General features: G+C 33.1%; 11 protein-coding genes. All 11 read left to right on the top strand.

Going from position 1 to position 12,981, the window contains the following annotated elements:
• Positions 1 to 261: 261 nt before the first annotated feature.
• The 11 genes from yaaA (at position 262) to K5Q11_RS05280 (ending at position 12,714) form a co-directional block, all read left to right on the top strand.
• Positions 262 to 480: a S4 domain-containing protein YaaA gene (gene yaaA, locus K5Q11_RS05330; RefSeq protein WP_220728313.1), complete on the top strand. Its 219-nt coding sequence runs from the start codon at positions 262 to 264 to the stop codon at positions 478 to 480.
• Positions 481 to 488: 8 nt separating this feature from the next.
• Positions 489 to 1,607, top strand: a complete 1,119-nt coding sequence (recF, locus tag K5Q11_RS05325; protein WP_220751707.1) for a DNA replication/repair protein RecF — start codon at positions 489 to 491, stop codon at positions 1,605 to 1,607.
• A gap of 20 nt (positions 1,608 to 1,627) precedes the next feature.
• Positions 1,628 to 3,574 carry a DNA topoisomerase (ATP-hydrolyzing) subunit B gene (gene gyrB / locus K5Q11_RS05320; RefSeq protein WP_220728311.1) on the top strand — a complete coding sequence of 649 codons (1,947 nt, stop codon included), beginning with the start codon at positions 1,628 to 1,630 and terminating at the stop codon, positions 3,572 to 3,574.
• 41 nt (positions 3,575 to 3,615) lie between these two features.
• A complete protein-coding gene (gyrA, locus tag K5Q11_RS05315) occupies positions 3,616 to 6,105 on the top strand; it encodes a DNA gyrase subunit A (RefSeq protein ID WP_220751704.1) in 2,490 nt (829 codons plus the stop codon).
• A 155-nt stretch (positions 6,106 to 6,260) separates the two neighbouring features.
• Positions 6,261 to 6,551: a 30S ribosomal protein S6 gene (gene rpsF, locus K5Q11_RS05310; RefSeq protein ID WP_054657875.1), complete on the top strand. Its 291-nt coding sequence runs from the start codon at positions 6,261 to 6,263 to the stop codon at positions 6,549 to 6,551.
• A gap of 34 nt (positions 6,552 to 6,585) precedes the next feature.
• Complete coding sequence (gene ssb, locus K5Q11_RS05305) at positions 6,586 to 7,092, top strand: single-stranded DNA-binding protein (protein ID WP_220728309.1); 507 nt, start codon at positions 6,586 to 6,588, stop codon at positions 7,090 to 7,092.
• Positions 7,093 to 7,118: 26 nt separating this feature from the next.
• Positions 7,119 to 7,355: a 30S ribosomal protein S18 gene (gene rpsR / locus K5Q11_RS05300; protein WP_054657879.1), complete on the top strand. Its 237-nt coding sequence runs from the start codon at positions 7,119 to 7,121 to the stop codon at positions 7,353 to 7,355.
• A 109-nt stretch (positions 7,356 to 7,464) separates the two neighbouring features.
• Complete coding sequence (locus K5Q11_RS05295) at positions 7,465 to 9,483, top strand: DHH family phosphoesterase (protein WP_220751702.1); 2,019 nt, start codon at positions 7,465 to 7,467, stop codon at positions 9,481 to 9,483.
• A 79-nt stretch (positions 9,484 to 9,562) separates the two neighbouring features.
• The gene (gene rplI / locus K5Q11_RS05290; RefSeq protein ID WP_220728307.1) at positions 9,563 to 10,015 is read left to right on the top strand and encodes a 50S ribosomal protein L9; all 453 of its coding nucleotides are present in this window, start codon (positions 9,563 to 9,565) and stop codon (positions 10,013 to 10,015) included.
• 70 nt (positions 10,016 to 10,085) lie between these two features.
• On the top strand, positions 10,086 to 11,474 hold the full coding sequence (gene dnaB, locus K5Q11_RS05285) for a replicative DNA helicase (RefSeq protein ID WP_220751700.1): 1,389 nt from the start codon (positions 10,086 to 10,088) through the stop codon (positions 11,472 to 11,474).
• A 58-nt stretch (positions 11,475 to 11,532) separates the two neighbouring features.
• A complete protein-coding gene (locus tag K5Q11_RS05280; RefSeq protein WP_220751698.1) occupies positions 11,533 to 12,714 on the top strand; it encodes an MDR family MFS transporter in 1,182 nt (393 codons plus the stop codon).
• Positions 12,715 to 12,981: the final 267 nt, after the last annotated feature.

Raw genomic sequence — 12,981 nt, 5'->3', positions numbered from 1 at the left:
TTGAATATCGAAATCATTCCATGAAATTAAATATTTAATTTAGTAATAATTGTCTAACTTTTTTAAGGCACTTCATAAGTTGATTTCTCTTTTTTATACTTAAAATTCAATTTTTTGTGCATTTTAGCGGCTTTTAATTAATATATGTATAATTTATCAGAAATGTTTTAAAATCGCTCATAGACTAATTTTAAAGCTATAAATGTGTACTTTACGTTTTAAAAAGGGTATAATAGAACTAAGGAAAAGGTGGGTGAAGTCTTGAAAAAAAACGTAATTATAAGCACCGAATTTATTACATTAGGGCAACTTTTAAAAGAAGAAAACGTAGTCTCATCAGGTGGGCAAGCTAAATGGTATTTGAAGGAAAACACCGTCATGGTCAATAGTGAACCTGATGATCGTCGTGGTCGCAAACTATATGATGGTGACAATGTTGAAGTCCCTAATTCAGGGATGTTTTTTATTCGTAAAAAGTAGGGATAATAATGCGAATAACAACTTTACAATTACGCAAATTTCGTAATTACGAAGATGTTTCTATTGAATTTAATTCTGGAGTTAATGTCTTGCTTGGCAATAATGCTCAGGGAAAGACCAATCTTTTAGAATCAATTTATGTTTTGGCTTTAACGAAAAGTCATCGTACAGCTAATAATAAAGAATTGATTAGTTGGCATAATGATTATGCACAATTAAAAGGTGTAATAAAAAAACATTTAGGCAATGTTAATTTAGAGATAGATTTAGGTAAAAAAGGTAAAAAAGCTAAAGTTAATTATCTTGAACAGGCTAAACTTTCTTCATATATTGGAAATCTTAATGTTATTTTATTCGCTCCAGAAGACCTATCAATCGTGAAGGGTTCACCTAGTGTTCGAAGAAAATTTATGGATACTGAATTTAGCCAAATTAGCAGTCAGTATTTGTATAACACTACTCAATACAAAAAAATCCTAAAACAACGCAATAATTATTTAAAGAAAATTCAGTACAGTGGCAAAAAAGATGAAATTTACTTAGAAGTAATTTCTAAACAACTAGCTAATTTTGGTTCAAAAATAATTTTTCAACGTTTGAATTTACTAAAAAAATTAGAAAATTGGGCGAAAAGCATTCACAGTGAAATTTCGCAAAACATGGAAGAGTTAACTTTTAAATATTTAACTTCAGTTGAATTAAAAAACCTACCATCAAAGGAACGAATCTATGAAATGCTTTTGGCTAGTTTGATGCAAAATCAGGATAAAGAAATTCATCAAGGAACTACTTTATACGGACCACATCGTGATGACGTTCAATTTTTGATAGATAAACGAAATGTGCAAACTTTTGGTTCACAGGGTCAACAAAGAACCACTGCACTATCTTTAAAATTATCAGAAATCGACCTAATGAAAGAAGAAACGGGTGAGTATCCAATCTTGTTATTGGATGATGTTTTATCTGAGTTAGATGATGGTCGTCAAACGCATCTTTTGAATGCTATCCAAAATAAAGTTCAAACATTTATAACGACCACTAGTTTAAATGGAATGACAAAGGATTTAGCTGAAAAACCGGCTATTTTCAACATAAACAATGGTAAATTATCTAAAAATAATTAATTTTTAGAGGAGGAATTAATTTGACTGACAAGGAAAAAGAAGAACGTCGCGAAAAAGCAAGTGAATATAACGCTAGTCAGATTCAAGTCTTAGAGGGTCTTGAAGCCGTTCGTAAACGTCCAGGAATGTACATAGGATCTACCAGTGTTCAAGGATTGCACCACTTAGTTTGGGAAATCATTGACAATGGTATTGATGAAGCATTGGCCGGTTTTGCTGATGCAATTCATGTAACTATTGAAAAAGACAATAGTATTACAGTTACTGATAACGGACGTGGAATTCCAGTAGATATTCAAAAGAAAACTGGTAAACCCGCTTTAGAAACTGTATTCACTATTTTGCATGCCGGTGGTAAATTTGGCGGTGGCGGTTACAAAGTTTCTGGTGGTTTACATGGGGTTGGTGCATCAGTAGTTAATGCATTATCTACTTCATTAGATGTAACAGTTGTTCGTGGCGGAAAACGTTACTACATGGACTTTAAACGTGGTCATGTTAATACTCCAATGGAATTATTAGGCGACGCCGACCCTGATAAACACGGAACTAAAGTTCATTTTGTTCCGGATCCAGATATTTTTAGAGAAACAACCGTTTACAACGTTAAAACTTTAACTGATCGTATTCGTGAACTAGCATTTTTGAACAAAGGTTTAAAGATTAGCATTCGAGATGAACGTCCAGAAAAACCGACTGAAAAAGATTTTCTTTATGAAGGCGGAATCAAACATTACGTTGAATATATCGATGAAGATAAAGAACCGTTATTTGACGAACCTATTTATGTAGAAGGTAATGAACATGGTATTAATGTTGAAGTAGCACTTCAATACACAGATGATTACCATAGTGAATTGCGTACTTTCACCAACAATATTCACACTATTGAAGGTGGTACGCATGAAGAAGGTTTTAAACGTGCGTTAACTAGAACGATTAATGATTACGCAAGAAAAAACAAGATTTTTAAAGAAAAAGATGAAAACTTATCAGGTAATGATGTTCGAGAAGGAATTACCGCAGTTGTTAGTGTTAAACATCCTGATCCTCAATTTGAAGGTCAAACTAAGACTAAGTTAGGTAACTCAGATGCTAGAGCAGCTACTGATCATGTGTTCTCAGAACATTTTGCTAAATTTTTAATGGAACACCCCACTTTGGGTCGCAAGATCGTTGACAAGGGTTCCTTAGCATCTAAGGCTAGAATGGCGGCTAAACGTGCACGTGAAGTCACTAGAAAGAAGAGCGGTCTAGAAATTAGTAACTTACCTGGTAAATTAGCTAATAATACTAGTAAAGACCCTAATATTTCAGAATTATTTATTGTCGAAGGGGACTCAGCTGGGGGTTCAGCTAAACAAGGTCGTTCACGTCTTACACAAGCTATTTTGCCGATTAGAGGTAAAATTTTGAATGTTCAAAAAGCTTCTATGGAACGTATTTTAGCCAATGAAGAAATTCGTTCAATGTTTACTGCTATGGGAACTGGTTTTGGTTCTGATTTTGATATTGATAAGGTTAATTACCACAAATTAATTATCATGACCGATGCGGATGTTGATGGTGCTCATATTCAAGCATTATTGCTTACATTGATTTACAACTATATGCGTCCATTATTAGATGCTGGATATGTATATATAGCTCAGCCACCATTGTATAGACTACAACAAGGTAAAATGATTCGTTACATTGCAACAGATGAAGAATTAGAACAATGGAAAGCTGAAATCCCAGCTTCACCAAAACCAAATATTCAACGTTATAAAGGTCTTGGTGAAATGGATGCGGAACAATTATGGGATACCACAATGAATCCAGAAAATCGTCGTTTACAAAGAGTTAAAGAAGAGGATGCTGAAAACGCTGCAGCCGTCTTTGATATGTTGATGGGTAATAAAGTTGAACCACGTCGTGAATTCATCGAAAAGAACGCCCAATTTGTTGAAAACTTAGATGTTTAATTGAATGTTTCACGTGAAACATTTTAATTTGACATATTTGAATGGAGGAAAAGACTTTGGCCAATGAAGATTTATCAAATCATCGTATTGAAGATGTTGACTTATCGCAGAAAATGAGAACGTCATTTCTGGACTATGCAATGAGTGTTATCGTTGCACGTGCTCTTCCAGACGTTCGTGATGGAATGAAACCTGTTCACCGTCGTATTCTATACGATATGCGCGAACTAGGGATCACTCCTGATAAACCATATCGTAAATCAGCAAGAATTGTAGGGGATACTTTAGGTAAGTATCATCCACATGGGGACACAGCTGTTTATGGTTCTATGGTACGTATGGCACAAGACTTTAGCTACCGTTATCAACTAGTAGATGGTCATGGTAACTTTGGTTCAGTTGATGGAGACAGTCCAGCTGCTATGCGTTATACAGAAGCCAGGTTAAGTAAAATTGGAACTCAAATGTTGCAAGATATCAACAAAAATACGGTTGATTTTCAAGACAACTTTGATGGTAGTGAGAAAGAACCAGTAGTTTTACCATCACGTTTTCCTAATTTATTAGTTAATGGAGCTTCTGGAATTGCTGTTGGGATGGCTACTAATATTCCACCACATAACTTGAGTGAAGTTATTTCAGCAATTCATGTACTAATGGCTAATCCAGATGCAACTACTGCAGACTTAATGGAAGTTTTACCAGGACCTGACTTTCCAACTGGTGGAGTTGTAATGGGTAAGTCTGGTATTCGTAAAGCCTACGAAACTGGTAAAGGTAGTATTATTTTAAGAGCTAAAACTGATATTGAAGAACAAAGTAATGGTAAGCAAAGAATTGTTGCAACTGAAATTCCATACATGGTAAATAAAGCGAAGTTAATTGAAAGAATTGCTGAGTTAGCTCGTGATAAACGAATTGATGGCATTACAGATGTTAATGATGAATCAGACCGTGAAGGAATGCGCATTGTAATTGACGTGCGTAGAGATGCATCGGCACAAGTTGTATTAAACAACCTTTATAAGATGACTTTAATGCAAACTAGCTTTAGCTTTAATATGTTAGCGATTGTTAAAGGCACTCCTAAAGTACTTAGTTTAAAAGAAATTCTTCAATACTATCTAGAACATCAAGTTGAAGTTATTAAACGTCGTACTAAATACGAATTAGATAAAGCAGAAGCTAGATCTCATATTTTAGCTGGTTTATTAACTGCTTTAGATAATATTGATCACGTTATTAAAATTATTCGTGAATCTCAAACAGCTGCAATTGCTAAGAACGAACTAACTGGCAACTTTGATTTAGATGATAAGCAAGCTCAAGCTATTTTAGACATGCGTTTGGTACGTTTAACTGGTTTAGAGCATGATAAAATTGCTAATGAAAATGCTGAATTACTGAAAGACATTGAAAATTACAAAGCTATTTTAGCTAGCCGTGACAAAGTTAACGAAATCATTTACCAAGAACTATTAGATATTCAATCTAAATTTGGTGATAAACGTAGAACTGAACTTATGGTCGGTGAAATTTTAAGTATTGAAGATGAAGACTTAATTGAGGAAGAAGACGTAATTGTTACCTTAACTCACAAGGGTTATGTTAAACGAATTGCAACTTCTGAATTTAGAAGTCAAAATCGTGGTGGCCGTGGAGTTAAAGGAATGGGTGTACACAATGATGATTTCATTGAAAACTTAATTTCTACAACTACTCACCATAATTTATTATTCTTCACTAATACTGGAAAAGTTTATAGCATGAAGGGATATGAAATTCCTGAGTATGGTCGTTCTGCTAAGGGAATTCCAATTATTAACCTTCTTGGTATTGAATCTAATGAAACTATTCAGGCAGTTATAACTATTTCAGAAAATGAAAGTTATGATGATAAATTCCTATTCTTTACTACTTTGCATGGAACTGTAAAACGTACTCCAGTAGAAGAATTTTCAAATATTCGTAACAATGGTTTAAAAGCTATTCATCTAAAAGATAATGATGAATTAATTCGCGTATCAACGGTTTCAGAAAAAGATAATATGATTTTAGGAACCCATGCCGGTTACTCAGCTAGTTTTAAGGTTTCAGATGTTCGATCAATGGGTCGTACAGCCACTGGAGTTCGTGGAATAAGATTACGTGATGCAGATTACGTAATTGGAGCTGCAGTACTAAATCCTGAAGATAATGTTTTTGTTATTTCTGAAAAGGGATATGGAAAGCAAACTTCTGCTGCTGAATACGCTATTAAAAAACGTGGTGGTAAGGGAATTAAAACTGTTAATGTAACTGAAAAGAATGGTCCTTTAGCTGGTTTAACAACTGTTTCTGGCAAAGAAGATATTATGCTAGTTACTGATAAGGGCGTCATCATTAGATTTAATATTGATGATGTTTCACAAACCGGAAGAGCTACTTTAGGAGTTCACTTAATTAAAATTGCTGATGATTCAAAAGTTTCTACAATGGCTAAAGTTGTTGAAAATGCTGATGATTCAGAAATAGATGATTCGGAAGATTAAAATACGCGTATATATTCTTGTATCGTAAATTTAATTCCGTTATTGAATAAAATAATATATTGTGGTATTCTTTTTAAACGTGAGTATTTGTTAATAACTTTTACTCCTTACTCTTTGATATAAAGAGTCTTAAAGTCCACAGGGAGGTGTAATTCATGGAAGAACATAAATATGAAATTACTTACATCATTCGTCCAGATTTAGACGAATCAGCAAAGAAAGACTTAGTTGAAAGATTTGACAAAGTTTTAACTGATAATGGTGCTAAGTTAATCGATTCAAAAGACTGGTCAAAACGTCGCTTTGCATACGAAATTGCTGGTTACAACGAAGGTGTATACCACGTTGTCAACTTAACAACTGATAACAAAGCTGCTTTAGATGAATTTGATCGTCTATCAAAATTCTCAGATGACATTTTACGTCAAATGACTGTAAGAAGATAATTAATAACTAAAAAGCAGAGAGGAGAATTTCAGCATGATTAACCGTACAACTTTAACGGGTAGATTAACACGGGATGTTGATTTGCGATACACACAAAGCGGAGTAGCAGTAGGTAGTTTTACTTTAGCTGTTGACCGTCGATTTACAAATGCTAATGGTCAACGTGATGCAGATTTCATCAATTGTGTAATCTGGAGAAAATCCGCTGAAAACTTTGCCAACTTCGTTCATAAAGGTTCTTTGGTTGGAATTGATGGTCGTATTCAAACTAGAAATTACGAAAATCAACAAGGTCAAAGAGTTTATGTAACCGAAGTAGTTGTTGAAAACTTTGCTTTGTTAGAACCACGTTCTGCAAACCATAGCAACAATAACGGTGCTCCTCAAAACAATGAAAATCCTTTTGGATCTTCCAATAACAGCAATAATCAAGCTAATAATTCACAACCATCTAATAATGGTGGAAATGGACAACCAGCTGATCCATTTGCTAGTTCTGGTGACCAAATCGATATTTCAGATGATGATTTACCATTTTAATCGATAAATAGAGGAGGGAATTTATAATGCCACAACAAAGAAGAGGCGGACGTCGTCGTCGTAAAGTTGATTACATCGCTGCTAATCACATTGAATACATCGACTACAAAGACGTTGCTTTATTAGGTCGTTTTGTTTCAGAAAGAGGTAAGATTTTACCACGTCGTGTTACTGGAACAAGTGCTAAAAACCAACGTAAGTTAACAATGGCTATCAAACGTGCTCGTATCATGGGCTTAATGCCATTCGTTTCAGAAGCATAATAAAAAATATTTTACTGGGGCTGTTATTTTATAACGCCCCAGTTTTTTATTACTTTTTTCTTTTGTGATAAAATGAAATTACCACTAACAAGATTAAAGAGGACTTAAGATGAAAAAATTATTCTCATTAGCAAGTCTTCCACCTTTTTTACGCGATAGCATACTAAGGTGGATAACCGTTTTTATTTCTTTTTTATCAATACTAAGCTTAGTTATAAGCTTTTTATACAGTAATGTTTTAGGATTTACTTTACTGATATTTATTTGTTTAGCATTAACCTTTATATTTAATGGAATGAATAAGTTAAGTGAAGATCGAGATAACTATATCTCTAATTTATCCTATCGAATTCATCGTGGTGAACAAGAAACTTTGTTAGAAATGCCGGTAGGGGTTTTGATGCTAAGTAAATCTGGCAAAGTTGAATGGGTCAATCCCTACTTACAACCATACTTTGGTGATGCCGATTTATTAGGTAATTCAGTTTCAGAAGTTTCACCAGAATTGAGTGAGATTTTGGATAAATATTGGGAAGATGAAAATCCACAAGTTGTTGAATGGAAAAATCATTATTTTAACCTTTTAATTCAAAAAGAATATAACACCATATACATGATGGATATTACCAGATATTTTAATATTGAAAAAAGTTATAATGATGAAAAAATAGCGATTGGACAACTTTTCTTAGATAATTATGACGAAATTACTCAATCCATGACTGATCAAAATATTTCTAATCTGAATAACTATGTCACCAATGAATTGTCAGCTTGGGCTAAAGAATTTGGTTTCTTCATTAAACAAGTCGACGAAGATCATCACATCTTCTTTGCATATTCTAAAACTCTAGCTGAAATTGAAAATGATAAATTTCAAATTTTAGATAAGATTCGTGAATCTACTTCTAAGCAAAACTTCCCACTAACGTTAAGTATTGGAATTGCCTATGGAGATGACAATTTAAATAGTTTAGCTGATCAAGCTCAAAAAGATTTAGATTTAGCTTTGGGTCGTGGTGGTGATCAAGTTGTAGTTAAGGCAAAAGATAAAGAGGCACGTTTTTATGGTGGTAAGACTAACCCCATGGAAAAGCGCACCAGAGTTAGAGCTCGAATGATATCTCAAGCTTTACAAGAATTGATTAACGAATCTGATCAAGTTTTTGTTCAAGGACATGCGCATCCAGATATGGACTCATTAGGTGCTTGTTTAGGTATTCATAGAATTGCTAGTATGAATGGCAAGCCATGTAAAATGATTGTTAACGAAGAAGGTCTACATTCAGATGTTCAACGTTTAATTGGTGAGATTAGAGATAAGGATAATTTGAAAGATGACCTTATTTCACCAGAAGCTGGATTACAGCAAGCCACTGATAACACTTTATTAATTATGGTTGATCACTCTAAACCTTCAATGAGTTGTTCAAGAGAAATATATGAACGTTTAGAAAATAAGGTTATGATTATTGACCATCATAGACGTGGAGAAGAATTTCCTGAGAATCCGGTGCTAGTATACATTGAGCCATATGCTTCTTCAACATGTGAGTTAATTACTGAAATGTTCGAATATCAATCACAAGATGCGGAACCAATTAGTAAGTTGGAAGCTACAGCTATGTTGACTGGGATTTTTGTTGATACTAAATCATTCTCATTGCGTACAGGGACTAGGACTTTTGATGCAGCTAGTTATTTAAGATCAGCAGGTGCTGACTCTGAAGAAATGCAAGCATTTATGCAGGAAAATCCAGATGATTATATGGCACGAACGCATCTAATTTCAATGACTAAATTTATTGATGAAAAACACACTTTAGCTGTTATTTGTGGTGAAAGTGAAACAGTTTATGACCCAGTTACCGCTGCTCAAGCTGCTGATTCATTATTAAATATTTCAGGAGTTAATGCTTCGTTTGTAATAACACATCGTCCGGATAAAAAAATTGGTATATCAGCTCGAAGTAACGGTCGAGTTAATGTTCAAAGAGTTATGGAAACTTTAGGTGGCGGTGGTCATCTATCTAGTGGAGCTACTCAAATAAAAGATAAAACTATCAAAGAAGTTGAAAGAATGTTAGTTGAGGCAATTAACGATGTTGAGCAAGAAGAAAACATTTAACTTTTATTAATGTTTTTTCAAGACTTTTGATATTATATCTGTTAAATTATTACTTGTAGGACTAAAGGAGTGAATTGTAATGAAAGTTATATTTTTACAAGATGTTCGAGGTAAGGGCAAACGTGGCGAAGTTAAGGACATGCCAGATGGCTACGCTCAAAACTTCCTAATTAAACAAAATAAAGCTAAGGCTGCAACTAAATCAGCAATTAGCCAATTAAATGGTGAAAAAAAAGCTGAGAAAAAAGAAGCCGCTGAAGAGTTAGCTAATGCAAAAGAACTAAAAGCTAAATTAGAAGATGACAAAACTGTTGTTGAAATCCCAGCCAAAGTTGGTGCTGATGGTAGATTGTTTGGTTCAGTTTCTTCTAAACAAATTGTTCAAACTATGATGAAACAACATAATTTAAAAATTGAGAAACGTAAAATTGAACTTCCAGAACCTATTAAATCACTAGGTTACACGAATGTTCCAATCAAATTACATTCACAAGTAACTGCTAATATTCGAGTTCATGTTTCTGAAAAGTAATTTCATCGTTTAAAAGGATGGCAATTTTGCTATCCCTTTTTAGTTAGTTATTAAATTTAGAGGTAAATTTATGAGTAATGACTTTTTAGGGGGGCAGACCCCACCACAAAGTATTGATTCAGAAAAAGCTGTTTTAGGTTCAATCTTTATTGATACAGATTCATTACCGGATGCAATGGAGTATTTGGAGCCGGACGATTTTTATAATCATGCTCATCAGATTATTTATGCTGCTATGCAAAAATTAGCAGATGAAGATAAATCTATTGATGTAATTACTATGCGTGATTTATTAGTTCAAGAAAATCATTTGAAAGATGTTGGTGGAATCCAATACATTGCTGAATTAGCGGATTCAGTACCAACTTCTGCACATATTTTGGACTATTCAAAAATTGTGCGTGACAAATCGATTGCTAGGAAATTAATCAAAACAGCTACTAACATTGCTAGTGATGGTTATGCTGGAAATGAAGACGTAACTACGCTGTTAGATAAAGCGGAACAATCAATTTTAAATGTTTCTGAAAATCGTAATCAATCTGGTTTTAAACCCATTAAAGATGTTTTGACAACCGCCTTTAATGAAGTAGAGAAACTTTCTAAAAATAAATCAGCGGTTACAGGATTATCAACTGGATATCCAGATTTAGATAAAATTACAACTGGATTGCATGATGATGAGTTAGTTATTTTGGCGGCGCGTCCAGCAGTTGGTAAAACTGCATTTGCACTAAATTTAGCACAAAATGTTGGGACTAAAACTAATAAAAATGTTGCTATTTTTAGTTTGGAAATGAGTGCGGAATCTTTAGTAAATCGTATGATATGTGCAGAAGGAAGCATTGACGCTAACCATCTTAGAACAGGTCAATTATCTCCACAAGAATGGGATAATATTATGATTGCAATGGGAAGTTTATCTAGAGCTAACATCTATATTGATGATACTGCTGGAATTAAGATATCTGAAATTAGAGCTAAAGCCCGTCGTTTAGCTAAAGAAAACGATGGTTTAGGTCTAATATTAGTTGATTATTTGCAACTAATTGATGGTGGTAATCAAGAAAATCGTCAACAAGAAGTTTCTTATATATCTAGACAGTTAAAAAAAATCGCTAAAGAATTACAAGTACCCGTAATTGCGCTTTCGCAGTTATCACGTGGAGTGGAACAACGACAAGATAAACGTCCAGTTCTATCTGACATTAGGGAATCTGGTTCTATTGAACAAGATGCTGATATTGTAGCTTTTCTTTATCGTGACGATTATTATGAGCGTGAAGATGAAGATGGAGAAAATGCTGAAAGTAACAATGATGATCAACAGCAAGATGTCGGTGAAGTTGAAGTAATAATTGAAAAAAATCGTTCAGGTCCACGTGGAACGGTTAAATTATTGTTTGTAAAATCACATAATAAGTTCGCTTCAATTTCTTATGAACATGGTGATATGTAAAATAAAATTCTTATCTCAATAAGATAAGAATTTTTTATTATATTCTAGGAGTGATTAAATGAATTATATTAAGCTTAAATGGTTATTCTTGGGGTCTTTTATCAATAATATTGCAGTTAGTACAATATGGCCCTTAACTACGATTTATATGCATAATGCATTAAAAAAATCATTAACTGAAGTTGGAATTATTTTATTTTTATTCTCTGTGTCTAATGTTTTGGGAAATTATGTAAGTGGAAAATTATTTGATAAACATAATCGATATCCATTAACTATTTTTGGGATTGTTTTTTCGATTTTAGTTTCTGGTATGTTAATATTTTTCCACGGCTGGCCTGCTTATCCAATTGGATTAGTCTTACTGGGATTTGGAACTGGTTGGAATCTAACCATGGTCAATTCATTGGGAACCACGATAACCAATCAATCTAGTCGTCATATTTTCAATATGCTATATTTAGCTCAAAATATTGGGGTGGTTTTAGGAACCATGTTCGTAGGTTTTGTTTATCCTTATGGGATTGGATATGTTTTTACTATTACGACATTAATCCTAATTATTTATGGCGTTAGTGCGGCAATTACTTATAAACAACCGGATTCTATTTATCCAATTGCTAGAGAAAATACGGAGCATAAAAATGTTAGGCTACCAAAACCTAATTTAGTGTTAGTTATGACATTATTCTTTAGCCTTAGTATTATTTGGATCGTATATGAACAATGGGTTTCTAATTTATCAGTTTATATAACTGGCATGGGGATTCCATTAAGTATGTACAGTTTTCTTTGGACAATTAATGCATTTTTATTGGTAGTATTTCAGCTAATTATTAGCTGGTTATCGAGATTTTATGATAATTTATATTTACAAATATATTTAGGAATATTCTTTATTGGATTGTCATATTTTATTTTGGTATTTACGCATAGTTACTTAGGATTTGTACTTTCAATGACAGTACTAACTATTGGTGAAGCATCAGTTATTCCATCAATTCCCGCAGTGGTTAATTATTTAACTCCAGTGGAAGTTAAAGGTAAGTATCAGGGATTAAATAATGCTTGGGCATCGATTGGTAAAGCTTTTGGGCCATTATTAGGTGGAATGATAATTGAGGCTTATTCTTACAATGTATTGTTTATTGCTAGCTTATTGGTATGTATAGGCCTTATTGCATGTATTGTCTTTTCGCATGTAATATATGGCAAAAAATTTACAAATTTTGATAAATAAAAAAGCAACCTAATTAATAATTAGGTTGCTTTTTTCGAAGTAATAACCACGGCAATTATGCAGCATGATTTTTACTTAAGTCGGATTATATGAAACAATTTATATGTTTCATAGCTACAAGATGAAATTATAGTCTAGTTTATATTTATTATCAAGTGTTTATTTAGAAAATAAATAAGTATTATCTGATAATTATAATCAATCATTTCTGGAAATTATTTTAATTTTATTTTTTCTGAATTTTTTAGTATATTTTGAATATCTTTT

The organism is Apilactobacillus xinyiensis, from assembly GCF_019656235.1.
GTDB classification, from domain to species: Bacteria; Bacillota; Bacilli; order Lactobacillales; family Lactobacillaceae; genus Apilactobacillus; species Apilactobacillus xinyiensis.
This window is presented reverse-complemented; position numbering and strand designations above follow the sequence as displayed.

What these genes read in the sequence shown, in the direction of transcription:
- recF (WP_220751707.1), top strand. Translation starts at nt 489, where the DNA reads ATGCGAATAACAACTTTACAATTACGCAAATTTCGTAATTACGAAGAT.
- gyrA (WP_220751704.1), top strand. Translation starts at nt 3,616, where the DNA reads ATGGAGGAAAAGACTTTGGCCAATGAAGATTTATCAAATCATCGTATT.
- rpsF (WP_054657875.1), top strand. Translation starts at nt 6,261, where the DNA reads ATGGAAGAACATAAATATGAAATTACTTACATCATTCGTCCAGATTTA.
- ssb (WP_220728309.1), top strand. Translation starts at nt 6,586, where the DNA reads ATGATTAACCGTACAACTTTAACGGGTAGATTAACACGGGATGTTGAT.
- rpsR (WP_054657879.1), top strand. Translation starts at nt 7,119, where the DNA reads ATGCCACAACAAAGAAGAGGCGGACGTCGTCGTCGTAAAGTTGATTAC.
- K5Q11_RS05295 (WP_220751702.1), top strand. Translation starts at nt 7,465, where the DNA reads ATGAAAAAATTATTCTCATTAGCAAGTCTTCCACCTTTTTTACGCGAT.
- rplI (WP_220728307.1), top strand. Translation starts at nt 9,563, where the DNA reads ATGAAAGTTATATTTTTACAAGATGTTCGAGGTAAGGGCAAACGTGGC.
- dnaB (WP_220751700.1), top strand. Translation starts at nt 10,086, where the DNA reads ATGAGTAATGACTTTTTAGGGGGGCAGACCCCACCACAAAGTATTGAT.
- K5Q11_RS05280 (WP_220751698.1), top strand. Translation starts at nt 11,533, where the DNA reads ATGAATTATATTAAGCTTAAATGGTTATTCTTGGGGTCTTTTATCAAT.